Here is a 24655-nt window from a genome sequence, read left to right on the forward strand (position 1 = left end):
CGCTACAGGCCGGTGTGCCGGGCCAGGAACGTCAGCGTGTCAGCCGACAGATCGACCGACCTGCTGATCGAACGGGCGCCATGGCCCACCTCGCTCTCATTGCGCAGCACGATCGGCCCCTCACCCGTGGACGCGTGCTGCAGCGCCGCGCACATCTTCCAGGCGTGCAGCGGGTGCACGCGCGTGTCCGACTGGAAGACCGTGAACAGCGTCGCGGGGTACGCCACACCCTCGCGAACCTGGTGATACGGCGAATAGCCCGCCAACCAGCCGAACCCCTCGGCGTCGGCGGCGGAGCCGTACTCGACGTTCCAGGTCGCCCCCAGCCCGAACTGCTCGTAACGGATCATGTCCAGCAGCGGCGCGGAGCAGGCGACGGCCGCGTACAGCTCGGGACGCTGCGTCAGCGCCGCGCCCACCAGCAGCCCGCCGTTGGAGCCGCCGGAGATCGCCAGCTGCTCGGAGGTCGTCACGCCGGTCGCGATGAGGTGCTCGGCCGCGGCGTGGAAGTCGTCGAAGACGTTCTGCTTGTTGCCGAGCATGCCGGCGCGGTGCCAGTCCTCGCCCTCCTCGCCGCCGCCGCGCAGGTTGGCGATCGCGTAGACGCCGCCCGCCTCCACCCAGGCGAGCACCGAGGCGGAGTAGCCGGGGGTCATCGACAGCCCGAAACCGCCGTAGCCGTACAGGATGGTCGGGCGCGGCCCGTCGCCGTCGACCGGCGAGATGACCAGCATGCGGACGTCGGTGCCGTCCTTGGACCGGTAGACGACCTGGGACGTGCGCACCGGCGGCACGTCCACCACGCCCGGCGAGGCGGCCCAGAGCGTGGTCTCGCCGGTCCTGGCGTCGTAGCGCTGGATGGTCGGCGGCGTGGTGTTGTCGGTGTAGCCGAACCACGCCTCGTAGCCGCCCTCGGGACGCTCGGAGATGCCGCCGATCGAGCCGAGGCCGGGGGCCGGCACCTCGCCGATCCGCTCGCCGGTGGCCAGGTCGTGCACCGTGATCTCGCTGATCGCGTGGCGGGTCCAGCCCACCAGCATGACCGGGCGCTCAAGGTCGTCGAGGATCGCGAAGTCGGACAGCACCGCTTCTGAGTCCTCCGGGATCAGGTCGCGCCAGCTGTCGAAGCCGGGCGTCTCCGGGTCGGTGACGCAGATCCGGACGCGCGGCGCGTCGCGGTCGGTGTGGACGTACAGCCTGCCGTCGCGGCCGAACGAGAGCCCCGTCTGGGCGTCCACGCCCTCCTGCACGACCTGGAGGTCGGGCCTGTCGGGCGAGGACGCGGTCAGGTCGGCCACCCACAGGTCGTTGCGCGGCGCCGTGCCCTCGCTGGCGGAGATCTGGAGCCAGCGGCCGTCACGCGAGACCGAGACGCCGTAGTAGTTGGTCATCTTCAGGCCCTCGCCGAAGATCATCACGTCGTCCTCGGTGGACGTGCCGACGCGGTGCAGGTAGACGCGGCGGTGGAACTGCGACTCGCCCTCCGGCAGCTCCGTGCTCGGCAGCCGGCGTACGTAGTAGAACGCCTCGCCGCCGGGCAGCCACGCGATGGGGGAGTAGCGGCACCGGTCGATCGGGCCCTCGACGCGGGCACCGGTGGCCACGTCCATGACGTAGAGGACCGACTCCTCGTTGCCACCCACCGAGATCTGGTAGGCGAGCAGGCGGCCCTCCTTGTCGGGCTGGACGGCGTCGAGCGTGGTCAGGCCCGACGGGTCGATGGCCATGGGGTCGATCAGGACCCGCTCGGTGCCGCCGGTGCCGCCGGTGCCGCTGGCCCCGTCGTTCTCGGTGTTCTCGTCGTTCTCGGCGACGTAGTAGACCGCGTGCTCCTGGTCCGGCGTGCGGCGGCTGAAGAAGTGGCGGCCGCCGCGCCACGCGGGCACCCCCACGGAGCCCGACCTGAGCAGCTCGGCGATGCGGTCCCCGAACCGCTGCGGCTTGCTCTGCCGCTTGAACAGGTCGGCCTGCGCGAGCAGCCATCCCTGCGTCTCCGGGCTGTCGGGATCCTCAAGCCAGCGATAGGGGTCCGCGACGGGAGTGTCGTGCAAAATTTCGGCGCGTTCCTCGCGGCGTGCTGTGGGGTAGGGCTCTCGCGTCATGCCCGAACCTTACTGCCAAGCAGGGCGCGTAAAGCCCTGGTGAAGTGGGCATAAAACGTACCGTGCGTCCCTCTGGTCATTCCGGCTGGGGGTTATGGGGTGGCGGGGACCACGCGGTAAACGTCAGACTTGGTGACAGGACGGTGCCGTGGTGACCATCCGCTGGACCGTCCGGCGGAGGTCCACGTGACGGAAGCACCAGTGCCCCAGGAGGGGCCGACAGCCGGGACATGCCACGGCATGTCCCCCTTGATACCCATGCAGCAGGGAGAGGCCCGATGACGCGCCAAGTCCTGCTGCTCAACGCTACTTACGAGCCACTCACCACCCTGTCGCTGCACCGAGCCATCGTGCTCGTGCTGCGGGAGAAGGCCGACATCGTCCACCGTGACGGCCGCGGCGCGGTCCTGCGCTCCGCGACGTGCACGCTGGAGGTGCCCTCGGTGATCCGGCTGCGCAGATACGTCCGTATTCCGTACCGGTCTCGCATCCCCCTGACCAGGGCCGCGTTGATGCGGCGCGACGACTACCGCTGTGCCTATTGCGGCCTGCGGGCCGAGACCATCGACCATGTCGTTCCCCGATCCAGGGGCGGCCCCCACACGTGGGAGAACTGCGTCGCCTCGTGCACGCCGTGCAACCACCGCAAGGCCGACAAGTTCCTGGAGGAGCTGGGGTGGACGCTGCGCGTCGCCCCGGCGGTGCCACGGGGCGCTCACTGGCGGCTCATCGGCGCCTCGCTCGTCGGCGATCCCCAATGGGCGCCCTACCTGGAAGCGGCTGCCTGACCTTCGGGCCCGGATCCCTCGGATCCGGGCCTGAAATGTCTTTGTCGTGCTTCACGACTCCTGGCAGGATTTCAGGGCATGTGGACCTTCACCGCCGACGTCGAGGAGTACGCGACCGCCGCCGAGGCGTTCCTGCTCGCCGACCCCGTGGGCAACACGGTGCCGCTGACCGTGCTGGCCAACATTCGCGCCGGGATGCCGGCCGATGACGCCTCCTTCGGCTGGTGGACCACCGACGGCGAAGTCCGGGGGGCGGTCTTCCGTACGCCGCCGCATCCGATCGGCCTGGCCCGCATGCCGGTCGAGTCCATCGGGCCGCTCGTCACGGCGTGGAGGGGCGAGATCACAGAGGTCCTGGGCCCGCTGGAGCTGACCGGCGCGCTCGCCGAGGTTCTGGGCGAGCCCCGCTCCGTGCTGTCGGAGCGCCTCTACCGCCTCGGCACCCTGATGGTCCCCGCGACGGCGGGCCACGGCCGCCTGGCGGGTGTCGCCGACTTTCCCCTGCTGGTCGCCTGGTTCCAGGCGTTCGGCGAGGAGGTGGGTCTGGGCGTGGGCGGGGATCCCGTTCAACAGGTCGAGCACCGGCTGGCCGGGCGGCAGCTGTACATGTGGGAGGCGGACGGGGTTCCGGTGTCGATGGCCGCCCTGTCGCCCGCGGCGGGTGGCGTCTGCCGCATCGGGCCGGTGTACACACCGCCGTCCTGCCGCAGACGGGGGTACGGCGCCGCGGTCACCGCGTTCGCCAGCCGGGTGGCGCTGGAGACGCGCTGTGAGCAGGTGGTGCTCTTCGCCGACCTGGCCAACCCGACGAGCAACGCCGTCTACCGGTCGATCGGCTACGAGCCGGTCGACGACTACGCCCAGGTGACCTTCGGATCTTTGCCGTAGCCGTGTTTGCCGTAGTCTTGGGGGCATGCCGCGCTATGACTTTCGCTGCCGTGCCTGCGGGTCGACCTTCGAGGTGACCCGTCCGATGGCCGCCTCCGACGAGGCGGCCGCGTGCCCCGAGGGGCACGACGACACCGTCAGGTTGCTCTCCACGGTCGCGATGACCGGCGGCGCCGCCGCGCCGAGCTCGGGCGGCAGCTGCTGCGGCGGGGGTTGCTGCGGCTGACGCCTGGCTTCACCGGCCGGCCCGCCGCGCCGACGGTTAGGGCGCCGCAGGTCGTCCGGCTTCACCGGCCGCCCAAGCCCGCCCTGCGGTGCCTCAGGCCGCCCAAGCCCGCCCCGCAAGCGCCGGAGGCCACCAGGCCGACCCGCCGCGCGCGGACGGCTGGGGCGCGACGGGTCGAGCCCCGCCCAGCCTTCCAGGCGGGGTGCTCGCTGGGCGGTTCGAGTGTCTCCGGGCGTGCGCTCCTTAGGCGGCGCGAGCCCGCTTGCGTCGCTGGAACGGCAGGAACCGGTCGGCCAGGTGCGGCCGGGACGGGGTCAGCGTCGGTTCGACCGCGAGAATCCGGTCGAACCGGAACGCCCGAATGGCCCGCCGCATCCGGCAGATCCCGACGAGATACCAGTATTCGCGATGCACCAGACACGTCACCGGTTCGACATCCCGAACCGTGACATGTCCTGAGGCATCGCGATAGTGCAGACGAATCATCAGCCGGCTGGTGATGGCGTCCGCGATGAGCCTGGCCCGCGACGCGATGTCCACGGGCAGCGGCTCGGTGAGCGTCGTGAGGGTGGTGGCGATGACCTCGTCATCGAGCTCCAGATGCTCGAGCGCGTGTTGCAGACCGCGCCTGGCGGTGACGGCCTGCGGACCGGACCCCAGATGAGCGAGGGACAGAGCGAGGGCAGCGATCTCGGCGGTGGTCAGCGGGCGAGTGTGGGAGTTCACGCCTGTAGCCATACCCCCACAATAGAGATGACCACCGACAGTTTTCGAAAGCCTGTACGGCTGGTAAGTACCATGTATCGAACGGATAAGGCCCATCAGCCGCCACGTCACCACTGACGAAATGACGGAGGCCATGGCCGGCAAGACGCACGTCACGGCGCTCAGCCGGTGAACCGGAGGAGCGTGCCCCTGGACAGACGCCAGCAGGCACGGTGGGTGGGGCCCACCGTGCCTGCCGTAAAGAAAACTTATCGAGACAGCTGGGAGAGGTCGCGGGAGGCGCCGGTGGAGGCCGAGGTCGTCATGGCCGCGTACGCTTGGAGGGCGGCGCTGACGGGACGGTTGCGGTCGCGGGGCCGGTAGCCGCCCAGGTCGGCGAGCAGGCGCGTACGGCGCGTCGCCAGCTCGGCCTCGGAGACCCGGAGCTCCATCGACCGGTTGGGGATGTCGATCTCGATCGTGTCGCCGTCCTCGACCAGCGCGATCATGCCGCCCTCGGCCGCCTCCGGAGAGGCGTGCCCGATCGACAGCCCGGACGTGCCGCCGGAGAAGCGGCCGTCGGTGACCAGCGCGCACGCCTTGCCCAGGCCCCTGCCCTTGAGGAACGACGTCGGGTAGAGCATCTCCTGCATGCCCGGCCCGCCCTTCGGCCCCTCGTAGCGGATGACGACCACGTCGCCCTCCTTGACCCGGTCCCCGAGGATGCCCTCGACCGCCTGCTCCTGCGACTCGAACACCACCGCCGGCCCGCTGAACTTCCAGATCGACTCGTCGACCCCGGCCGTCTTCACCACGGCACCGTCACGTGAGATGTTGCCGTAGAGCACCGCGAGCCCGCCATCGGAGCTGTAGGCGTGCGCCAGGTCGCGCACACAGCCCTCGGCCCGGTCGGTGTCGAGGGAGTCCCAGCGGTTGTCCTGCGAGTATGGCTTGACCGTGCGGACGTTGCCCGGCGCCGCGTGCCACAGCTCCAGGGCCTCGGGCCGCACCGTGGGCGACTGGGGGTCCCAGGCGGCGATCGTCTCGCCGAGCGTGGCGCCGTTGACCGTCGGCACGTCGCGGTGGAGCAGCCCGGCGCGGTCGAGCTCACCCAGGATGGCCGGGATGCCGCCCGCGCGGTGCACGTCCTCGACGTGGTACTTGCTCGTCGCCGGAGCCACCTTGCACAGGCACGGCACACGCAGGGAGATCTCGTTGATCTCCTTGAGCCCGAAGTCGACCTCGGCCTCGCGGGCCGCGGCCAGGATGTGCAGGATCGTGTTGGTCGAGCCGCCCATCGCCACGTCCAGCGCCATCGCGTTCTCGAAGGCCTCGCTGGTGGCGATCGAGCGCGGTAGCACCGACTCGTCGCCGTCCTCGTAGTAGCGGCGGGTGATCTCCACGAGCTGGCGCCCGGCGTCCTCGAACAGGTTCTTGCGCGCCTTGTGCGTGGCCAGGATCGTGCCGTTGCCCGGCAGCGCGAGGCCGATCGCCTCGGCCAGGCAGTTCATGGAGTTGGCGGTGAACATGCCCGAGCACGACCCGCAGGTCGGGCAGGCGTTCTCCTCCATCTCCAGCAGGTCCTCGTCGGAGACGCTGCTGTCGGCGGCGGCGATCATCGGGTCGATCAGGTCGAGCTTGCGGCCGGGCGTCTTGCCCGCCTCCATCGGCCCACCTGAGACGAAGATCGTCGGGATGTTGAGCCGGAAGGCGGCCAGCAGCATGCCCGGCGTGATCTTGTCGCAGTTGGAGACGCAGATCATCGCGTCGGCGCAGTGGGCGTTGACCATGTACTCGACGGAGTCGGCGATCAGCTCGCGCGACGGCAGCGAATAGAGCATGCCGCCGTGGCCCATCGCGATGCCGTCGTCGACCGCGATCGTGTTGAATTCGCGCGGGATCGCCCCGGCCTCGCGGATCGCGGCGGACACCACGTCGCCGACGTCGCGTAGATGAACGTGGCCCGGCACGAACTGCGTGAAGCTGTTGGCCACGGCGATAATGGGTTTGCCGAAATCGCTCCCGGCTACGCCGGTCGCCCGGAGGAGGGCGCGGGCGCCGACCATGTTCCTGCCATGGGTGACCGTACGAGACCTGAGGGCGGGCATTGAACTTCTCCCATCGTTGCGAGTCCTCACATCGTACGACCATTTGCCCGGTTGCTGAGACAGCTGTCCATCGCTCGGAACGCGTACGGCGGCGAGCTGGGTGGATCCCGGAATGCCAGAGGCACGCCCGCCGGGACTGCCGACGGGCGTGCCTTCAGGAGATCAGTCGGTCAGTCCTCGCCGTATCTCGCGGGCAGGACCCTGGAGGCGATGTCGTGCAGGCGGTCGATCTCGGCCTTGGTCAGCGCCCGCTCCCGCTTGGTGATCCACTTGCGGGCACGGGCGCCCTCGTAGACGTCCACGCCGCGGATCGTCATGATCTTCCACGGCACGGGCGGCCCGTAGATGGCCAGCGAGGGCACGACCGAGATCTCCTTGCCGTAGGCCTCGCTGATCAGCTCGCTGGCCCGCGAGGCCTCCCACTTGGCCTCGGTGAGACGCGGCTTCATGTCGAACGGCCCATGGAAGAGCTTCTTGCCCATCTGGACGCGTACGGGCAGCCGTTTGTCCCACTTCTCGGAGTCGACCGCGTAGACGCCCGTCGGGCCCACCACGAGGTGGTCGATCTGAGCTTCGCTGTCCGGGATCGCCCGCGCGTGGAGTGTGCGATAGCCGTTGCGTTCGAGCTTGCGTAGTTGGGCCTCGGTGCGGCGCTCCGCGATGGAGGAACGGCGCCAGGCCGGCACGGTCGAGTTGGACCGCGCCCGGTAGACAGTGTCGAGGATGGCCGCGATCACGCCCGCGGTCACGCCTACCCGCCAGTCGCCCACGAGGATGCCCACGACCACGCCAACCAGGATCGCCAGCAGAGCGCGGTTGCGCATGCGGCGGAAGCGTGGCTGTTGGAGCAGGCTGCGCACGGATGCGCGCTCGATGGGTGCGTAGGTTGACGTGGGCGCCGATTGCTTCGCGGGGGCCGGCTCGCCTTCGGGTCGGTCACTCACCCAGATGGGTGACGCGTTCTGACCGTCTTCTCGCTGATGGTCGGAGTCCACGTAACTCACCGTAGCCCGTGGTTCTTGTCGATTCCTAGTGCTGCCTTGTCCATAGTTTTATGGCCCAGCTCACCGTGTTCTACGCCCGTTTTCCGGGTATCTATTACGTTCTTCTCTAGAGATGCCTAGTGTGCGGTAGCCCTCGAACAGGCGCACCGCCTGGCCAAGTAGCTGCCAGCCGGACCCCTTGCCGGAGTGCCGATCCCCATAAAGGATCTTAACCTGGTGAAGGACGTGCCCATCATGTTCGGGTCGTCGACATACCGGGGTTTCGTCGCCCCGGTGGACGACACGGTGGTCGAGCGCCTGCGTGACGCGGGCACGGTGATGCTGGGGAAGACCGCGACACCGGAGTTCGGGCTGCCCTGCTACGCCGAGACCGCCCTCTCGCCGCCCGCCCGCTCGCCATGGATCCGCGTACCTCCGCGAGGACCGGCCAGCCCGCCGCGAACCTGCCACTGCACTGGACGGCCGACGGGCTGCCGATCGGCGTCATGGTGGCGGGCCGCCTGGGCGCCGAAGGCACGTTGATCTCCCTGTCGGCCCAGGTTGAGGCGGCCAGGGGCGGCTTCTGGGGCGACCGGCGATCCGGCGGCCCTGGAACCTTATCGTTGCCGGTGTGCTGCCTGCTGTCGCTGTCGCTGTCGTTGCCGCTGGCGTGATGGTCGGTGGTGGCTGTCAGGACTGATACTGATCCCGATATTTCAGGACCTGCTGTACGTGGGCCTTCCACTTGGACGGCACGCCCTGTTCCCGTCTCACGGGCACCACCCCGGACACGTAGAGAGCGGCCAGGTTGGCGGCCGGGTCCCCCGGCACGTCGGCGATCTGAGGGCCGAGCCCGCAGAAGAAGCGGCCCATCGCGGGCAGGGACAGTTCGGGGGAGAAGGGCGGCTTCGGCATCGGGTCGTTGATTCCGTTGGGCTGCCAGTACTGGAGGACTCTGGGGGTCCATCTGGCGATGCCGTACTCGTCGGCGACCGGGTCGCTCAGATTGGGGTCGAAGTCGCTGGCCGCCTTGACGACTCCCGCGACCAGCGCCGGCGACAGGCCCTTGACGTCGTGGCACCAGGTACCCGCCTGGATGATCAGCGCCCGGTACTGAGGCGGGATGTCCGCATTCGCCCGCAACCCCATCCCCGCCTTCGGCGACTCCGGTTCAGACGCCCGTGGCGTCCTGACCGCGCCCGGAGATCCGGCCGGTGAACCGGACGCCGTGGACGACCGGTCGGTGGGACGGAGCGTGAGCACCGCGACGACCACGACCAAGGCGACAGCCACAGCGCCCACCCCGGCCAGCGCCGCCTTGCCCCGCCCCGCACCCGTCTCCACGCCCGCGCCAGCGCCGCCACCCGCGCCCCCAAAGGGGTCTCCGCCTGGGGCTGCACCTGCGTATGCGTCTGCATTTGCGCCCGCATCCGCACCCGCACCCGCATCCGCATCCGCACCCGCACTCGAACCCGAACCCGCATCCGCACCCGCATCTGCACCTGCGGTCGCACGGCCGCTCGCGTCCTCGCCGGTGCCCGTGTTTCGGTGCGCGGCGGTCTCGTCATCCGTAGGTCCGGGGTGCGCGGTGCCCGGTCGCCGCTCCGAGTCTGCCCCGCCCACCGGTCGCGCTCTCTCCGGCAGTCTGTCCTCCGGAAGTCCGGCCCCCGGGAACTGGACGTCCGGGAGCGCTCCTTCCGGGACCTGGACGTCCGGGAGGGCCCCCTCCGGGAGCCCGTCGCCCGCGTACTCCGGGAGCCCGTCGCCCGGGGGCGCGTCGTCCCGGGCGCATAGGGCGGCGGCGAAGGAGGTGATGCTTGGCCAGCGGCGGTCCGGGTCCGGGTCGATGGCCTTCATGATGGCCGCCCCCACCCGTACCGGAACCTCTGGTCGCAGCCGGTGCGGTGCCGGCCGTACCGAGCCCGAGGCGGGCAGCCGGCCCGTGAGCAGGTGGTAGGCCATGGCGCCCAGCCCGTGCACGTCGGCCCGCTCGTCCGGTGCGCCGTCGAGGCGCATCTGCTCCGGCGCCATGTACCCGGGCGAGCCCGCCGCGATGGTGTGGCTCGTGGCGTCGGCCAGTGAGCGGGCGACCCCGAGGTCGGCCACCATGAGGCGTTCGCCACCCCCCGGTAGCGCGCGGAACAGCACGTTCGACGGCTTGAGGTCGCGGTGCACGATGCCGAGCCGGTGCAGCACCGTCACGCCCTCGGCGATCTCGCCGAGGACGCGGAGCGCCTCGAGTAGCGGCAGCGGGCCATCGAGGACGCGCCCCGCCAAAGACCCCATGTCGGCATAAGTCATGACGAAGTACGGGCGGCCATCCGGCAGTTCGCCGATGTCGTGGACCTGGACGATGCGCGGCGAGTCCGCATGGCGCAGCAGCCGGGCCTCCTTGACGAACCGCTCGCGTACGGCCGGTTCGGCGGACCAGTTGTCGGCCAGCACCTTGATCGCCACATAGGAGTCGAGCCGGTCGTCCCGCCCGAGCCACACCGTCGCGAACGCGCCCGCGCCCAGAACGCGCTCGACGGGATATCTTCCGATCGCATCCACAGTTGAGTTGACCTTGTCTGGGGGATCTTGAGTCAGACTCTCTCACGACCGGGTCTGGCCGGACAGCCGAACCGGGATTACGTTCGTGGGTGTGGACAGCGCGCTGGAGATTCTGGCTTTTCTCATGGGAGTTTCGCTCGCTCTGTTCGTGCTGATCAGCCTGGCGGTCCTGGTGCCGGGGCGGGGTTCGGCGCGGAGGATGGAGACGGGCCCGGTGTGGCTGGGCGGTCCGTCCAGGAGTGAGCACGGCGTGAGCACCTCGGGCCTGGTGCTGGCCGACCGGGTCGCTCATTGGGCGCCGGTGCCCGAGTCCGACTGGGTCGCGATGGCGGAGACGGCCGAGCCCGGCAGGCGCGTCGGCGGCGCTTCGGCGGGATGGTGATGGCGATGCGTGGACTGACCTCGGCCCAGGCCGACGACATCAGGCAGGCGCTCACCGTCGCCGAGCGGCGCAGCGGCCTGCGCTTCGGCGCCTTCCTCGGCGCGCCGGTCGGCGGCCGGCGACACTTCGCCGAGCGGCTGCACGCCGCGCTCGGTGAGGAGGCCGACGAGGCTGTGGTGATCTTCGTGGACGTCGCCGGACGGGCCCTGGAGATCGTGACCGGCGAGAACGCCCGGCGGCGGCTGCCCGACACCACGTGCCGGCTGACCGCTATGTCGATGGCCACGGCGTTCAGCGCCGGCGACCTGGTGGGCGGGCTGCTGTACGGCATCGGCATGCTGGGCGAGCAGGCCACCGCCAGGCGGTAGAAACGGGCGTCGCCTGCGCCCCCGCGGTAGGCGACGCCCACTCCGCCTTTGAAAGCGAGGCGGGCGGCGGGGTCTTCCAGGGGGTCAGCGTTCGGGAAAGCCCAGGGTCAGCCTGGAGGGCTTCCAGGGGGTCAGCGTTCGGGAAAGGCCCAGGGTCAGCGTTCGGGAAAGGCCCAGGGTCAGCGTCCGGGAAAGCCCAGGGTCAGCGTTGGAGCAGGCCGGCGACGTGCTCGCTGACGCCCGCCAGCAGCGTGGCGGGCACGATGGGGGCGCGGCCGATGGCCGAGAACAGCGCGGGCAGGCCGGGCAGCGGGAACCCGTCATCCTGGAGCGCGGCCGAGCCGATCTCGTTCTTGTCGAGCGCCGACCGGCTGCGCTGCCAGGCGTCGAGCACCTCTTCCGGCGAGGGCACACCGAAGCCGTGGCCGACGGGCGCCGCGTGCCGCAGGCGTACGAGCGGCGTCTCCGCGAACGCCAGCGCGGTGCGGGCCCGTACGTGCAGGTCGGCGCGTTCTTCCGGCTCGATCCAGTGCATCGCTGTGCACGGGTTGCGGCAGGTGGCGACGCAGACGGCCATCGCGCCCGCCACCTGGCTGTGCTGCCGGTCGAAGTACGCGCGCCAGCCCTCGGGCGGCTCGCTCGCCACCCGCAGGGTCCGGTTGGTGGCCGACTGCTCGGACTTGGTGTGGTCGCACTCGCGGTCGCCGATCACGCCGAACCTGCTGCCCGGCGCGCTCAGCTCCGCGGGCCAGCGCGCGGGGTCCCCGGCGTGGCCGAGGTGTGGCTCGTAGGCCAGCAGCGGCAGGTATTCGCTGGCGATGTGGACGGCGGCGATCATCGAGCTCAGCTCGCGGCGTTGCCAGCGGATGGCGATGACCTCCAGCAGCAGCCCGTAGGCGGGCCGCAGCGACTCCAGCGCGCCGCGTGGCTGCTCGCGCGCGGTCTGCGGCATGTGGCAGGCCCGTGCCCGCCGCCGCAGGTCCGCGGGCACGGACCTCGCCTCGGCCGCGAAGTCCTCCGCGTCCAGCGAGAGCAGTCGGCTGCCGAACTCGCACACGTCGGCGATCTCCTCGGATGAGGCCAGTGCCCCGAGGTCGGCGAAGGCGTAGCGGCGGGCCAGCGCTACGAGCAGATCGCGAGTGGTATCCACCCGATCACCCTACTCATGACCGGATAGTCGCCTGTCCGGCCGAGACTGCCGGGAGGCTGCTAGGTGTGGCAGGGCGCCTTGATGCACTGGATCGTGTCGGTCGGCGGCTCGCTGACCGGGGGCTCGATCGTGGGCTTCGTCGGCTCGGGCGTGGTGGGCTTGTCGGTCGGCTCGGGGTCGTCGGAGGTCGGGGTGGCCGTCGGAGCGGTCACGGTCGGTCGGGCGGTGGCCGTCGCGGTGGCGGTCGGTGTGTGGGAGACGACCGGCCGCGCGCTGGGGGAGTGCTTCGACGGCGGCGCCAGCGGCTTCTTGCTCGGCGTGGCAAAGGTAGAGCGTGCGCTCGTGGCGGTCGTGGCGGTCGTGGCGGGGGGCAGGACGCTGCCGCTCTGCTCGGCCATCTGGTCGCTGCGGACCCACACCGAGCCGGCGACCGCCAGGGTCACCAGGACCGCGACGGCCACGGCGAGCCCGGCGGCCAGCGCGCGGCGGCCGCGTGGCGTCGGCGGCAGGTCCGGCGTGGGCGGCAGGTCCGGCAGGTCTGGTGTGGGCGGCAGGGCCGATGAGTCCAGCGAGTCAGGCGCGTCATAGGCCTTCCTCGCCGCCTCGGCCATCAGTGTGACCGTCGGCCAGCGCCGGTCCGGCGTCTTTTCCAGCGCTCTCGTCACGACCTGGCGCGGCCCCGGCGGCACGTCGGCGGGTAGGTCTGGGACGGGGGCGTGCAGGTGCTTGTAGATGATCTGGACGGGAGTGTCGCCATCGAACGGCAGCTGCCCGGTCAGGCACTGATAGGCGACCACGCCGAGCGCGTAGATGTCGACGGCCGGGGTGACGTCGCTGGCCGTGGCCATCTCGGGGGCGCAGTAGCCGGCCGAGCAGAGCATGGCGCCGGTGGCCGTGAGCTGGACCGCGGAGACCGAGTGGGCGATGCCGAAGTCGGTGAGCGCCACGCTGCCGTCGGGACGGACCATCAGGTTGGCCGGTTTGACGTCGCGGTGCACGATGCCCTGCGCGTGGGCGGCGGCCAGCGCGTCGCCGACCGCGGCGACCAGCCGCATGGTGGCCGCCGGCTCGAGCGCGTTTCGGCGCAGGACGCGGTCGAGCGACTCGCCCTCGACGAACTCCATCACCAGGAAGCTCACCTGGCGCCCGTCCACTTCGGAGGTGCCGTAGTCGTAGACGTCGACCACGCCGGGATGCCGCAGCGTGGCCATCGCCCTGGCCTCGTTCTGGAACCGCTGGGCGAACTTCGGGTCCTCGGTCAGGGCGGGGATCAGCACCTTTACCGCGACGGTCCGGCCGAGCACCGTGTCAGTGGCCCGCCAGACCTCGCCCATGCCGCCGCCGCCCACGCGGCTGATCAGCGTGTAGCGATCGTTGAGGCTGGTCCCGGATCCGAGCACGTCTTCGAGGCTAACACCGCGACCTCGATGGACGCGCCGGATCCGGCGCTCAGAACGCCCCTGTGGTAGTGCCTCCCGCGCCCGAGGCGGGGCTGGTGAAGGTGCTGTTGCCACCGGACCGCCACTGGTCGGCGGTGTCGGGGAAGTTCGCCGTGCTGCCGCTGAGCTGCTGGCTCAACAGCGTCGTGCGTACGGCCCCGCTCTGGTAGCCGGTCGTCGCCCCGTCGTCCTCGTACAGGGTGGAGTTCGAGGCGGCCGGGCCGGCGTAGACCCGGGCCACCAGCTCGTTCCTGGTGGTGGAGTCGGTCCGCTTGTCCACCAAGCGTCTAACCGCGTGGGCCGGAAGGCCAACCGCCAAGCAACAGCAGCCCAGGCCACCGCACAGACGGAGCCCGAGCTGGCTGGAATCCCCCGACCTTGGTTGTGGAAAGCGCTTCAATCCGGTCGGGTTGTGGAGGTGGCGAACACGGGTGAGAGATGAGGCCAGTGCTCCGCCGCGCAGAGGACCGGCGGGCGGTCGAGCGGCGCGGGCAGCGTGACCTCGCGCCCGCCGCGATGGGCGCGGCCGGTCCAGACGTCGACCCAGTCGCCTTCGGGCAGGTAGACCGGTTGCTCCGCGACCTCGGGCACCGTCACCGGGGCCACCAGCAGCGCGTCGCCCAGCTTGTACTGCAGCGGATGCTCCCAGACGCGCGGGTCGTCCGGGTGGTCGAAGAACAGCCCGCGCATCAGCGGCGCCCCACCGCCGACCGCCTGGCGGGCCTGCCCCGCCAGGTACGGCACGAGCCGCTCGCGCACCTTGGCCAGCCGCCTGAAGACGGGCAGCACCCGGTCGTCGCCGGTCCGCTCGGCCACGTTCCACGGCGTGCGGTCCCTGAGGGGCAGGCGGTGGTGGTTGAACTCCGAGTGGTACTGCATGATCGGCATGAACGCCGCCGCCCCGGCCGCCCGCAGATAGAGCTCGGCATCCGGCAGGTCACCGGAGAACCCGGCCAGGTCCCAGCCCCAATAGACGATCCCGCAGGCGGAGGCGGTGATCCCCGCCCTGATGGACGACCGGAACGCCGCCCAGGTCGAGTCCTCGTCCCCGGCCCAGAACGCCCCGTGGGGCTGGGACCCGGTGAACCCGGCCCGGCTGAAGGTCACGGGAGCCTTGCCGTAGCGCTCCAGCAGCTCGCCGAAGGCGCGCGCGTAATGCACGGGGAACAGGCCGTTGCCCTCGTCGCCCCGGCGCCCGTCGGCGTAGCGCAGGTCGTGACCCCACGCGTGCTCGCCGCCGTCGGTCTTGAACCCGTCCACCCCCACCTCGTCCACCAGGTAGGCGCGCTTGGCCGTCCACCAGTCGCGGACCTCGGGCGAGGACAGGTCGGGCATGAGCGCCAGTGGGAACCACCAGCCCCGGTTCCGGTAGGGCCGGCCGTCGGCCTCCCTGACGCCGTAGCCGCGCTCGACCAGCTGCCGGGCGTCCACGGCCGCCTGGTGCCGGGGATGTGGGCGCATCTTCTGCAGCGGGATCTGCCAGAGCAGCACCTTGACGTCCCGCTGGTGCAGCTCGTCCACCATGCCCTTGGGGTCCGGCCACGGCCCGTCCGGCGGGAAGGCGTAGTCCGCCAGCCGGTGCGGCTCCTCCGACGGCTCGTACGCGGCCCCGCGGAACGCCGTGAACGTCGTCTCGTCGCTCCACGCCTCGATTACCAGCGCGCCGACGGGGATGTCGTGCTCGCGGTGCCGGTCCATCTCGGCCATCACGCGCTCCTGCGTGTTCCACTCGTTGCCGCTGGCCCACAGCCGGAACACCCACGAGGGCAGCTCCGTCGGCCGCCCCACCTCCTCCAGGAAGTCCCGCAGCACGTCGGCCGGGGTCACGCCGTCATAGAGCCGGACCGAGGGCTCGCCGTCCGGTCCCACCTCCGCCTCCACGACCAGCCGGTCCGGGGTGGACGCGCCGACGTCGTACCAGGTCCGCCTGGACGTCTCGACGTGGAACCCCCAGCTCGCCGCCCCGCCGACCACGAGCGCGAACGGCATCGGCAGGTACGTTCTGCCGTGCGCCCCCTGGGCCTTGTACTGCTCGAACACGACCGCGTCCAGCCGCCGCCCGCGCTGGTCCACCGCGTCGAACCGCTCGCCGAACCCCACTACGTGCTCACCGCCGGCCAGCGCCAGCTCGAACCGCACCCGCCGCGCCCCGTCGCCGCCGACCAGCCACCGCACGCTCCCCGGCACCACCCGGTCGGCGCCGCGCACGACGAGCTTCCCGCCGGTCCGGCCCCACGTCGCCGCCGTCACCTCGAACCACCTGCTGGTACGGCTTCCCCCGCCGTCCAGCGCGGCCCGGAAGCGGTAGGCGTACCGATGCCCGGCGCGCAACACGGGCGAGCGCACCACCCACGATCCGGCGGCGGCCCGCGCCGCTCTGGCCTGCGCGCCGGCCAGATGCCCGCCGTCAACCGTCTTGGCCGCGTCCGGGGTCGAGTCCGGGCCTTCGTCCGGGCTCGCGTCCTGTGCTGTGTCCTCTGCGGTGGCACTCGATCTGGTCAGCGGGAGGTCTGCCGACGCGCCGTCGGTGGCCCATTCGCACACCACCGAGACGACCTTCGCCGAGGCCCGCACCCGTAGCTCCACCGCCTCGCCGTCCATCGGCCAGGCGGGCACGCGCTGGTCCTCGGTCGTGGCGTACGGGTGCCCGGACCCGTACGGCCGATGCCGGATCATGCCCGCACCCCCAGCTCATTCAGCTCATCGGGCTTGTCCAGCTCATCCATCTCGTCGGCGAGGATCAGGTACATCCCGTGCGACCACAGCAGCGGCGTGGCCACGCTGCCCCATCGGTCCAGCCACTCCTGGAGCCGGTCGGGCGCCAGCAGCCGGTCGGACACCTGCTCGGGCAGGTCACCCTCGGGGGTCGCCTGGGCCGCCATCCAGTCCAGGTATCGCCGGGCCTCCGTGCGCCGCCCGGCTCGCGCGTGGTTCCAGCCGAGGAACCCGGCCAGCAGCACCCAGCGCCCGCCGCCGTAGAAGGTGTCGGCCAGGTAGCGGTACACGCCCCCATCGACGGCGAGCTGCCGCTCCACCTCGGCCACCGTCGCCGCGCCGACCGGGTGATCGGCCGCGTAGAGCCCGAACGGCTCGACGCACGCGAGCAGACTGGCGTCCACGGCCTCACTGCCCAGCCATTTCGTGAGATATCCGGACTTCGGAGCCCCAGCCTCGGACGCCCCGGCCCCGGACGCCTCGGCTCCGGACGCCTCGGCTCCGGACGCCGTGGCGGAGGTGGCGCCCGAGACGCCCTCGGCGGCCACCAGGGCCGCGATGCCCTCCACCGCGCGCCCCGCGGCCTCCGACTCGGGCCCGCTCAGCACACCCAGCGCGACGGCCGCCCGCAGCCCCGCGTGCACCGCGCCCAGCGTCGCCACGTGCCGCTGCTCGACGTGCTCCTCCCACCAGTCGTAACACGGCATGTCCCAGAACGAGGTGAGATACCGGACCGCCGTCCGCACCCCCTTCTCCACCCCCGGGACCGCCCGGCCGTGCCGGAAGGAGTGCTCGCGCAGGGCCCACAGCCACGTGCCGTACCCGTCGAGCTGGAAGTCCCACCAGTCGACGTCCCCGTCCACGCCGTCGAGTGTGAACCGCGTCGGCAGCATCTCGGCGGGCGAGACCGGTTCACCGCGTCCGGCACGCGAGACGAGCGAGTCGACCTGCCCCGCCCGGTCGCCGATCACCCTGGCGCACCAGGCGTGGAAGGCGTCCGCACCGGCGGCGTCGCCGTGCCTGCTCACCCCCTCGGCGATGAACGCCCCATCACGCAGCCACGAGTAGCCGCGGTAGGCGGAGAAGGTGGGCGAGGCCGGATAGGCGCCGCTGGGGGACTGGAGCCTCTGGATCAGGTCGAGGCTGTGCGACACGAGTGTCAACGAACTTCTCCTAAGACAGCAGGGCGTCTACGTCGGCGGCGGCGCTCTTGAGCGCCTCCTCCACCGGCTTGCGTCCGGCGGCGGCCTCGGTCAACTGCTTGGTCACGGCGTCCTGCATCTCCTGCTGGCGCTTGATGACCGGCGGCAGCGCGATCGACTTCAGCGAGTCGAACACCGCCTGGCGGTTGGCGGGCTTGGGGTCCTTGAGATAGCCGGACAGCACCGCCTGGTCGGCGACCGGCGGCAGTTCCCACGACGACTCGACGCGGGTGGTCGCCGCGGTGTTCGACGACGACAGGTACCGGGCCCAGGCCCAGGCCTCCTTGCCGTGCTTGGTGCCGGAGGAGGCGGCGACGGCGTTGTGGAAGACGGCGCTGGCCTTGGCGCTCTCACCGGGCTCGACGACCACGTCCCAGGTGAAGGCGGCGTCCTTCAGCCCGGCGAACTGCCAGATGCCGTTGTGCCACATGGCGAGCTTGCCGGACTTGAAGAGGTTGGTGTCGTAGTCGGCGGTGCCGCCGATCTCCGCCTCGGTCGGCATCGTCTTGCCGACCTTGGAGACCAGCCACCGCGCCGCCTTGACCCCGGCCGGGTTGTTGAACGCCGACTTCTTGCCGTCGGCCGACAGGAACTCGCCGCCCGCCTGCTTGAGCGTCTTGTAGAACTCGAAGAACTGCACCGGCTGGAAGTCGCCGAAGACGCCCTTCTTCTTGTCCGTCAGCTTCGCGGCGGCGGCCTGCTCGTCGGCCCAGGTCCAGTCGGCCGTGGGCGGGGCCACTCCGGCCTTGTCGAACAGGTCCTTGTTGTAGAAGAGGACGACCGTGGAGAACGAGGCGGGCAGGGCGTACTGCTTGCCGTCGCGCTTGAACGCCTCGAGCGACTCCTTGGCGTACACCGACGGGTCGCCGTCGCCCTTCACCGTGTCGAGGTCGAGCAGGGAGCCCGCGCTGGCGTAGGTCACGAAGTTCTCGTAGTTGAGCTCGAAGGTGTCGGGCGCGGTGCCGCCGGCGATGCTGGTCTGGAGCTTGGTGAAGTACTCGTCGAAGGGGGCGGTCTCCACCACCACGTCGACCTTCGGGTTCTCCTTCTCGAAGGCCTTCTCGATCTTGTCCAGGTCCTTCACGTGGTCGGGCGCGGCCGAGAACGTGAAGTAACGCAGCGTCACCTTGCCGCCCTCACCGGACGGGGCCTTCGTCGCCGAGCCCTGGGAGCAGGCGGTGGCGAGCAGCGCGGCGGCCGCCAGGGAAGCGGCAACCCTGAATTTCTGGGACATGGGGGGACTTCCTTTACTTGTGCACAACTACTTGAGCCCGCTCTGCGCGACACTGGCGATGACGTGCTTCTGCGCGAAGACGTAGAGGATGAGGATCGGCACCACGCTGATCACCGAGCCCGCCATGACCACGTCCCACTCGGTGGTGAACTGACCGTGCAGCGTGGCCAGGCCCAGCGGCAGCGTCATGAACTCGGGCGACTTGATGATGATCAGCGGCCAGAGGTAGCTGTTCCAGCTGGCCATGAAGCCGAAGATGGCGAACGTCGCCAGAGCCGGCCTGATCAGCGGCAGCACCACATACACAAAAATCCGGAAATGTCCGGCGCCGTCCAGCACGGCCGCCTCGTCGAACTCCCTCGGCACCTGGTTGATGGCCTGCCGCAGCAGGAATACCCCGAACGCCGACGCGATCGTCGGCGCCAGCAGCGCGAAGTAGGTGTCGACCAGGTTGAACGTGCGCATCTCGATGAACAGCGGCACGACCAGCACGGGCAACGGCATCATCAGCGTCGCCAGGTAGACGGCGAACAGCGCGCTGCGCCCCGGGAACGGCAGCCTGGCGAACGCGTAGGCGGCCATCGCGCTGGTGAGGAGCTGCAGCGTGGTGGAGGCCGCCCCGATCCAGGCGCTGTTCGCCACGATCCGCCAGAAGGGCAGCGTGTCGAGCAGTTTCCCGTAGGCGTCGAGGCTCGCGTTGTCCGGCGTGAAGTCCGGCGGTACGGCCAGCACGGCGTCGCTCGGCGTGATCGACGTGATGACGGCCCAGGCGAACGGGAAGAGCATGACCACCGCGCCGAGAGCCACCAGCAGATAGCGGATCGCCTTACCCATAGGTCACCCACCGCCTCTGCCCCCGGATCTGCACGATCGTCACGAGCAGCACCAGGGCGAACAGCAGCCACGACAGCGCCGAGGCCGCGCCCGCCCGGCCGTACCGGAAAGTGAGGTCGTAGATCTGCGACACGACGACCTGCGTCGCGCCGCCCGGCCCGCCACCCGTCATGATCTTCACCTGGTCGAAGACCTGGAAGCCGTTGATCAGCGAGATCACCACCACGAAGAACGACGACGGTGACAGCAACGGCAGCGTGATGTGCCTGAACCGGCGGACGGCGCCCGCCCCGTCGACCATGGCGGCCTCCTGGAACTCCTGAGGGATGGCCTGCAGCCCCGCCAGCAGGATGATCATCACGAAGCCCAGGTCCTTCCAGGCCGAGGCGAAGATGATCGACGGCATCGCCCAGTCCGGATCGGTCCACCAGCCGGGCCCGCTGACGCCGACCAGGCCCAGCGCCCAGTTGACGACCCCGCTGGCCGGGTTGAGCAGCCACTTCCACATCAGCGCCACGACGACCCAGCTGGTGATGACGGGCAGGAAGTAGACACCGCGCAGCAGCCCGCGTCCCGGCATCGCCCTGTTCAGCAGCAGCGCCAGCCCCAGCCCGCCCAGGTAGACGAGTGGCAGGTAACCGGCGATGAAGTACAGCGTGTGCAGGAACGCGGCCCGCGTCCCGGCGTCGCCGAGCAGCTCGACGTAGTTGCCGAGGCCGACCCAGCGCATCTCGGTGATGAGGTCCCATTCGTGGAGGCTCGTCCAGAACGAGGCGACCATCGGGATCAGCGTGTAGAGCGTCAGCGGGATCAGGCTGGGCAGCAGGAACACGGCCACGGTCCCGGCGTAGCGCCATCGCCGCCGCGGTGCCCGCCGCTCGTCCGTGCCCCCGGCCTTCGGCCGGACGGCGGTGAGGGTCATGCGTTCGCTCCCTGGTAACCGGCTCATGGCGTCGTCCCGATCAGGCGGGCCCGTACCAGGCGGCCCTGCTCGCCGGCGGCCCCGGCGGCGTCGAAGGGGGTGGCCAGTACGAGGGCCGCCGCGCCCTGAGCCCAGCTGGTGTCGTCCCAGCTCTCCACCTCGATCGAGATGTCTCTGCGCCCCGGATACAGCTGCGCCCTGACGGCCGGGTCGAAGCCCACCTGCCAGAGCGGCCAGTCGGCCGTGCCTTCGCCGAGCACCACCACGACCTCGGGATCGACCACGTTGATCAGCCCCGCCGCGGCCCGCCCGAGCACGGCCCCCGCCTCGGCGAACACCTCCCGTGCCGCCGGATCGCCCGCAGCCCCGGCCTCTCCCAGCCCGCCAAGACCGGCCGAGCCGCCCTTCTTGGCGCGGGCCGCCGCCAGCAGCCCCGCCGAGCCGACGTACGCCTCCAGGCACCCGCGCGCCCCGCACCCGCACACCGGCCCCGCCGGATCGACGGGCACGTGCCCGAACTCCCCGGCCCCGCCCCTGGCCCCCCGGTAGACCCGCCCGTCGGTCACGATCGCCGCGCCGACGCCGCGCCCGATGGTCAGCACCAGGAAGTCCCGATGGGTCCGCCCCCGGCCGTAGAGCCGTTCGGCCGCCGCCAGCGCGTTCACGTCGTTCTCCACCAGCACCGGCAGCTTGAGCCGCCGCCGCAGCCGCTCGCCCACCGGCATGGCCTGCCACCCCAGGGTCGGCGCGTTGACCGTGCCGACCGCCTGGTCCTCCACGCTGCCCGGGACCCCGACCCCGATCCCGAGCAGGGGCGGCGCCTGCCCGTGGTCGGCCGAGGCGGACGTACGCGCCGTCAGCCCGCGCCCGCTGCCCGAGACCACCGCCTCGACGGCGTCGGCCAGCCGGTCCAGCGCCTCAGGGGACGACGGGTCGAACGCGCACTCCCAGGCCCCCAGCACCTCGCCGTCGAGCCGCACGTCGACCAGCACCAGATGGTCGGCCGTCACCTTCACGCCGAGCGCGCGGCCCGCGCTGCCCACCAGCCCGAGCCGCTGGGCGGGCCGCCCGCCGCGCGACGGCTTGAGGTCGAGCTCCTCGAGCATCCCGTAACCCATGAGTTCGCGCGTGAGCTGCGTGACGGTCGCCGGGCTCAGGTCCAGCTCGCGCGCCAGCTCGGTGCGGCTCAGCGGCCCGACGGTGCCGAGGAGCGCGAGGATCGCCGTCCTCGTGAGATCACCACGATCAGTGCCTGCCATGTGATGAGAACGACTTTCTTTAGAAATAAAGTTAGTGGTGAAAATATGAGGCCGCCGCAGGCCGCTGTCAAGAGTCCGGGAACGCGAAAAGGGGCCCCCGTCACCGGAGACCCCTTCTCAAGAGCGGTGCGCTAGGACGCGTCCTTCGCACGGTTGCGCAGGGCGCGGCTGACGCCGTCGGCGCCCTCCAGGATCATCCGGCGCAGCGCCTGCGGCGGCTGCTCCTTCTCCAGGTAGGACTCCGCCGCCCGCACGGTCTCCGGCTCGATGAGCAGCGCGGGGAAGCAGCCGACCGTGAACGTCTGCGCCTGGTCGAACGTCCACTCCCGGTAGATCCGGCCGATCTCCGCGAAGTACTTCTCCCGGTAGGGGGCCAGCAGCTCCGGGTGGTGCGGGTCCTGGAAGCCGTTGACCGTCGTACGGGCGATGTGGTTGGCCAGCTTGCCGCCCACGATCGAGGCCCACGCGGCGGCCTTGCCCTCGGCCGTCGGGATGGCCGCCCGGCACAGCGCCGCGGAGCGCTCGCCGGTGGCGGTGGCGTCGCGCGCCAGCTCGGCGTCGATGTCGGCGCCGTCCAGCCGGCCGCCCACCACCAGCGCGTGGACGAGCGTCCAGCGCAGGTCGGTGTCGACGGTCAGCCCCTCGGGCACGGCCGAGCCGTCCAGGATGCCGGAGATGATCGCCAGGTCGGCCTCGGAAGTGGCCGTGGGCGCGAACGCCTGCAGGAAGGCGAGCTGGTGGTCCGAGCCAGGCGCCGCCGCGGCGAGCAGCTTGCGCAGCTCGGTGGCCAGCAGCGACAGGCCCTCGGCCCGCCAGGCCGGGTCGGCGTACTGCTGCGCGGCCATCCGTGCCTGCCGGAGCACGGCCTGCAGGACCGTGATGTCCTTGACTGTGCCGACGCCCGAGACGACCAGCTTGACGTAGTCGTGGGTGGACATCTCGCCGTCGCGGGTCATGTCCCAGGCGGCCGACCAGCACAGGGCCCGGGGCAGCGACTCGGTGAAGCCGGCGATGCCACCGTCGACCAGGGTACGCAGCGACCGCTCGTCCAGGCGGATCTTGGCGTAGGTCAGGTCGTCGTCGTTGACCAGGACCAGGTCGGGCTGCTCCACGCCGATCAGCTCCGAGACCGTCGTACGGGCGCCCACCACGTCCAGCTCGACCCGCTTGGTGCGCGTCAGCACGCCGTCGGCCAGCGAGTAGAGGCCGACCGCGACCCGGTGCGAGCGCAGCGTCGGGTAGTCGGCCGGCGCCTCCTGCAGCACCTCGAAGGTCTCGAAGCGGCCGTCGGCGACCGTGAACGACGGGCGCAGCGTGTTGACCCAGGCGGTCTCCAGCCACTCCTTGGACCACGAGGACAGGTCGCGCCCCGAGGTCCGCTCCAGCGCCCCGAGCAGGTCCTTCAGCTCGGTGTTGCCCCAGGCGTGCTCGCCGAAGTAGTCGCGTACCCCGGCCAGGAAGTTGTCCAGCCCGACGTACGCGACCAGCTGCTTGAGCACCGAGGCGCCCTTGGCGTAGGTGATGCCGTCGAAGTTGACCTCGACCGCCTGCATGTCGGGGATGTCCGCGGCGATCGGGTGCGTGGACGGCAGCTGGTCCTGGCGGTAGGCCCAGGACTTCTCCACGTTCGCGAACGTCGTCCAGGCGCCCTTGCCCCAGCGGGTCGCCTCGGCCTGGGCGAGCACCGACATGTAGGTGGCGAACGACTCGTTCAGCCACAGGTCGTCCCACCAGCGCATGGTCACGAGGTCGCCGAACCACATGTGCGCCATCTCGTGCAGGATCGTCTCGGCGCGCCGCTCGACGACGGCGTCGGTGACCCTGGACCGGAAGACGTAGTCCTCCAGGAACGTCACGCAGCCGGCGTTCTCCATCGCGCCCGCGTTGAACTCCGGCACGAACAGCTGGTCGTACTTGCCGAACGGGTAACGGACGCCGAACACCTTGTGGAAGAAGTCGAAGCCCTGCCGGGTGACCTCCAGGATGTTGTCGGCGTCGAGGTGCTCGGCGAGCGAGGCGCGGCAGTAGATGCCCAGCGGGATGCCGTCGTGCTCGGAGGTCACCTTGTAGTACGGCCCGGCCACCAGCGCGGTGATGTAGGTCGACATGACCGGCGTGGCGGGGAACATCCAGCGCTTGGCCGCCCGCACCGCGCCGTGCTTGCCGGCCTGCTCGGGCAGGTGCTCGACCGAGGAGGCGGCCGCGTTGGAGACGACCTCCCAGTCGGCCGGGGCCAGCGCGGTCAGCTGGAAGGTGGCCTTGAGGTCGGGCTGGTCGAAACAGGCGTACATGCGGTGCGCGTCGGCCGTCTCGAACTGGCTGTGCAGGTAGACCTTCTGGTCCACCGGGTCGACGAAGCGGTGCAGCCCCTCGCCGCTGCGCATGTAGACACAGTCGGCGTCGACGCGCAGCTCGTTGGACTCGGCCAGCGAGGGGAGCGGGAAGCGCCCCTTCTCCGCGTCGTAGGTGGAGACGTCGAGGTCGGCCCCGTTGAGCGTGACCTGGCGCACGTGCGCGCCGTGCAGATCGATGAACGTGGCCGAGCCCGGCCGGGTGCTGCTGAACCGGACGGTCGTGACACTCTCGAAGCGCTCGTCTCCCTCGGTCAGATCGAGTGCGACCTCATACGACTCGACCTTCAACAGCCGGGCGCGCTCGCGAGCCTCGTCCCGGGTCAGGTTGCCTGCCAAGTTCCACTCCTTTTCGCACTTCTTTTCGCCACTTTATGGAGGTTTGTCGGTATCCTGCCACGCGGGGAATAGGACATCGACACCCCAGGTTATGGCCCTCGTGACTG

Annotated in this window: 21 protein-coding genes and 1 pseudogene; 7 read left to right on the forward strand and 15 right to left on the reverse strand. The window is 70.7% G+C overall.

Translation table 11 applies throughout. The features are described from left to right. Window positions 1-2: 2 nt before the first annotated feature. Window positions 3-2102, reverse strand: coding sequence for a prolyl oligopeptidase family serine peptidase (locus tag AB0H88_RS15370; RefSeq protein ID WP_357644644.1), 2100 nt, complete (start codon window positions 2100-2102; stop codon window positions 3-5). Window positions 2103-2380: 278 nt separating this feature from the next. Here AB0H88_RS15370 and AB0H88_RS15375 point away from each other — a divergent pair, with 278 nt between their 5' ends. From AB0H88_RS15375 to AB0H88_RS15385, 3 genes are all read left to right on the forward strand, one after another. After that, complete coding sequence (locus AB0H88_RS15375; protein ID WP_357644646.1) at window positions 2381-2890, forward strand: HNH endonuclease; 510 nt, start codon at window positions 2381-2383, stop codon at window positions 2888-2890. A gap of 78 nt (window positions 2891-2968) precedes the next feature. After that, window positions 2969-3778, forward strand: coding sequence for a GNAT family N-acetyltransferase (locus tag AB0H88_RS15380; protein ID WP_357644648.1), 810 nt, complete (start codon window positions 2969-2971; stop codon window positions 3776-3778). 25 nt (window positions 3779-3803) lie between these two features. After that, window positions 3804-4004 carry a zinc ribbon domain-containing protein gene (locus AB0H88_RS15385; RefSeq protein ID WP_357644650.1) on the forward strand — a complete coding sequence of 67 codons (201 nt, stop codon included), beginning with the start codon at window positions 3804-3806 and terminating at the stop codon, window positions 4002-4004. 243 nt (window positions 4005-4247) lie between these two features. Here the strand turns inward: AB0H88_RS15385 and AB0H88_RS15390 are convergent, their stop codons facing one another. The 3 genes from AB0H88_RS15390 to AB0H88_RS15400 form a co-directional block, all read right to left on the reverse strand. Continuing rightward, window positions 4248-4742 (reverse strand): WYL domain-containing protein, encoded by a 495-nt coding sequence (locus AB0H88_RS15390; RefSeq protein ID WP_357644652.1) that lies wholly within the window; start codon window positions 4740-4742, stop codon window positions 4248-4250. Window positions 4743-4978: 236 nt separating this feature from the next. Further along, the gene (ilvD, locus tag AB0H88_RS15395; RefSeq protein WP_357644654.1) at window positions 4979-6817 is read right to left on the reverse strand and encodes a dihydroxy-acid dehydratase; all 1839 of its coding nucleotides are present in this window, start codon (window positions 6815-6817) and stop codon (window positions 4979-4981) included. A 170-nt stretch (window positions 6818-6987) separates the two neighbouring features. After that, window positions 6988-7641, reverse strand: a complete 654-nt coding sequence (locus AB0H88_RS15400; protein ID WP_357644656.1) for a nuclease-related domain-containing protein — start codon at window positions 7639-7641, stop codon at window positions 6988-6990. A gap of 405 nt (window positions 7642-8046) precedes the next feature. Here AB0H88_RS15400 and AB0H88_RS15405 point away from each other — a divergent pair. Continuing rightward, window positions 8047-8163, forward strand: a pseudogene (locus AB0H88_RS15405) (amidase family protein); the annotation flags it as partial. Between the two features lie 56 nt (window positions 8164-8219). After that, window positions 8220-8474, forward strand: a complete 255-nt coding sequence (locus tag AB0H88_RS15410; protein ID WP_357644801.1) for a hypothetical protein — start codon at window positions 8220-8222, stop codon at window positions 8472-8474. A 16-nt stretch (window positions 8475-8490) separates the two neighbouring features. Here AB0H88_RS15410 and AB0H88_RS15415 read toward each other — a convergent pair whose 3' ends face one another. Continuing rightward, complete coding sequence (locus AB0H88_RS15415) at window positions 8491-10353, reverse strand: serine/threonine-protein kinase (protein ID WP_357644658.1); 1863 nt, start codon at window positions 10351-10353, stop codon at window positions 8491-8493. A 91-nt stretch (window positions 10354-10444) separates the two neighbouring features. On the opposite strand from AB0H88_RS15415, the gene AB0H88_RS15420 reads away from it, so the two are divergent. Further along, window positions 10445-10735, forward strand: coding sequence for a hypothetical protein (locus tag AB0H88_RS15420; RefSeq protein ID WP_357644659.1), 291 nt, complete (start codon window positions 10445-10447; stop codon window positions 10733-10735). Window positions 10736-10740: 5 nt separating this feature from the next. Next, entirely contained in the window at window positions 10741-11103 is a 363-nt protein-coding gene (locus AB0H88_RS15425) for a DUF5130 family protein (RefSeq protein ID WP_357644661.1), read from the forward strand. A gap of 202 nt (window positions 11104-11305) precedes the next feature. Here the strand turns inward: AB0H88_RS15425 and AB0H88_RS15430 are convergent, their stop codons facing one another. From AB0H88_RS15430 to pepN, 10 genes are all read right to left on the reverse strand, one after another. Then, window positions 11306-12253 carry a hypothetical protein gene (locus AB0H88_RS15430; RefSeq protein WP_357644663.1) on the reverse strand — a complete coding sequence of 316 codons (948 nt, stop codon included), beginning with the start codon at window positions 12251-12253 and terminating at the stop codon, window positions 11306-11308. Between the two features lie 59 nt (window positions 12254-12312). Further along, complete coding sequence (locus AB0H88_RS15435) at window positions 12313-13653, reverse strand: serine/threonine-protein kinase (RefSeq protein WP_357644665.1); 1341 nt, start codon at window positions 13651-13653, stop codon at window positions 12313-12315. Window positions 13654-13702: 49 nt separating this feature from the next. Beyond that, window positions 13703-13972, reverse strand: coding sequence for a DUF5110 domain-containing protein (locus AB0H88_RS15440; protein WP_357644793.1), 270 nt, complete (start codon window positions 13970-13972; stop codon window positions 13703-13705). A 116-nt stretch (window positions 13973-14088) separates the two neighbouring features. Further along, complete coding sequence (locus AB0H88_RS15445) at window positions 14089-16368, reverse strand: TIM-barrel domain-containing protein (RefSeq protein WP_357644667.1); 2280 nt, start codon at window positions 16366-16368, stop codon at window positions 14089-14091. After that, window positions 16365-17561 carry a glycoside hydrolase family 15 protein gene (locus AB0H88_RS15450; RefSeq protein WP_357644795.1) on the reverse strand — a complete coding sequence of 399 codons (1197 nt, stop codon included), beginning with the start codon at window positions 17559-17561 and terminating at the stop codon, window positions 16365-16367. Before AB0H88_RS15450 ends, AB0H88_RS15445 begins: the two co-directional genes overlap by 4 nt. A gap of 19 nt (window positions 17562-17580) precedes the next feature. After that, entirely contained in the window at window positions 17581-18843 is a 1263-nt protein-coding gene (locus AB0H88_RS15455) for a sugar ABC transporter substrate-binding protein (protein WP_357644669.1), read from the reverse strand. A 27-nt stretch (window positions 18844-18870) separates the two neighbouring features. After that, a complete protein-coding gene (locus AB0H88_RS15460; RefSeq protein WP_357644671.1) occupies window positions 18871-19677 on the reverse strand; it encodes a carbohydrate ABC transporter permease in 807 nt (268 codons plus the stop codon). Next, entirely contained in the window at window positions 19670-20599 is a 930-nt protein-coding gene (locus AB0H88_RS15465; protein WP_357644673.1) for a sugar ABC transporter permease, read from the reverse strand. The genes AB0H88_RS15460 and AB0H88_RS15465 overlap by 8 nt, the downstream gene beginning before the upstream one ends. A gap of 23 nt (window positions 20600-20622) precedes the next feature. Next, on the reverse strand, window positions 20623-21858 hold the full coding sequence (locus tag AB0H88_RS15470) for an ROK family transcriptional regulator (protein WP_357644675.1): 1236 nt from the start codon (window positions 21856-21858) through the stop codon (window positions 20623-20625). Window positions 21859-21989: 131 nt separating this feature from the next. Next, entirely contained in the window at window positions 21990-24548 is a 2559-nt protein-coding gene (pepN, locus tag AB0H88_RS15475; protein ID WP_357644677.1) for an aminopeptidase N, read from the reverse strand. Window positions 24549-24655: the final 107 nt, after the last annotated feature.

It is taken from the genome of Nonomuraea sp. NPDC050680 (assembly GCF_040654555.1).
Taxonomy (GTDB): Bacteria; Actinomycetota; Actinomycetes; order Streptosporangiales; family Streptosporangiaceae; genus Nonomuraea.

What these genes read in the sequence shown, in the direction of transcription:
- AB0H88_RS15370 (WP_357644644.1), bottom strand. Translation starts at nt 2,102, where the DNA reads ATGACGCGAGAGCCCTACCCCACAGCACGCCGCGAGGAACGCGCCGAA.
- AB0H88_RS15375 (WP_357644646.1), top strand. Translation starts at nt 2,381, where the DNA reads ATGACGCGCCAAGTCCTGCTGCTCAACGCTACTTACGAGCCACTCACC.
- AB0H88_RS15380 (WP_357644648.1), top strand. Translation starts at nt 2,969, where the DNA reads ATGTGGACCTTCACCGCCGACGTCGAGGAGTACGCGACCGCCGCCGAG.
- AB0H88_RS15385 (WP_357644650.1), top strand. Translation starts at nt 3,804, where the DNA reads ATGCCGCGCTATGACTTTCGCTGCCGTGCCTGCGGGTCGACCTTCGAG.
- AB0H88_RS15390 (WP_357644652.1), bottom strand. Translation starts at nt 4,742, where the DNA reads ATGGCTACAGGCGTGAACTCCCACACTCGCCCGCTGACCACCGCCGAG.
- ilvD (WP_357644654.1), bottom strand. Translation starts at nt 6,817, where the DNA reads ATGCCCGCCCTCAGGTCTCGTACGGTCACCCATGGCAGGAACATGGTC.
- AB0H88_RS15400 (WP_357644656.1), bottom strand. Translation starts at nt 7,641, where the DNA reads ATGCGCAACCGCGCTCTGCTGGCGATCCTGGTTGGCGTGGTCGTGGGC.
- AB0H88_RS15410 (WP_357644801.1), top strand. Translation starts at nt 8,220, where the DNA reads ATGGATCCGCGTACCTCCGCGAGGACCGGCCAGCCCGCCGCGAACCTG.
- AB0H88_RS15425 (WP_357644661.1), top strand. Translation starts at nt 10,741, where the DNA reads ATGCGTGGACTGACCTCGGCCCAGGCCGACGACATCAGGCAGGCGCTC.
- AB0H88_RS15445 (WP_357644667.1), bottom strand. Translation starts at nt 16,368, where the DNA reads ATGATCCGGCATCGGCCGTACGGGTCCGGGCACCCGTACGCCACGACC.
- AB0H88_RS15455 (WP_357644669.1), bottom strand. Translation starts at nt 18,843, where the DNA reads ATGTCCCAGAAATTCAGGGTTGCCGCTTCCCTGGCGGCCGCCGCGCTG.
- AB0H88_RS15460 (WP_357644671.1), bottom strand. Translation starts at nt 19,677, where the DNA reads ATGGGTAAGGCGATCCGCTATCTGCTGGTGGCTCTCGGCGCGGTGGTC.
- AB0H88_RS15465 (WP_357644673.1), bottom strand. Translation starts at nt 20,599, where the DNA reads ATGACCCTCACCGCCGTCCGGCCGAAGGCCGGGGGCACGGACGAGCGG.
- AB0H88_RS15470 (WP_357644675.1), bottom strand. Translation starts at nt 21,858, where the DNA reads ATGGCAGGCACTGATCGTGGTGATCTCACGAGGACGGCGATCCTCGCG.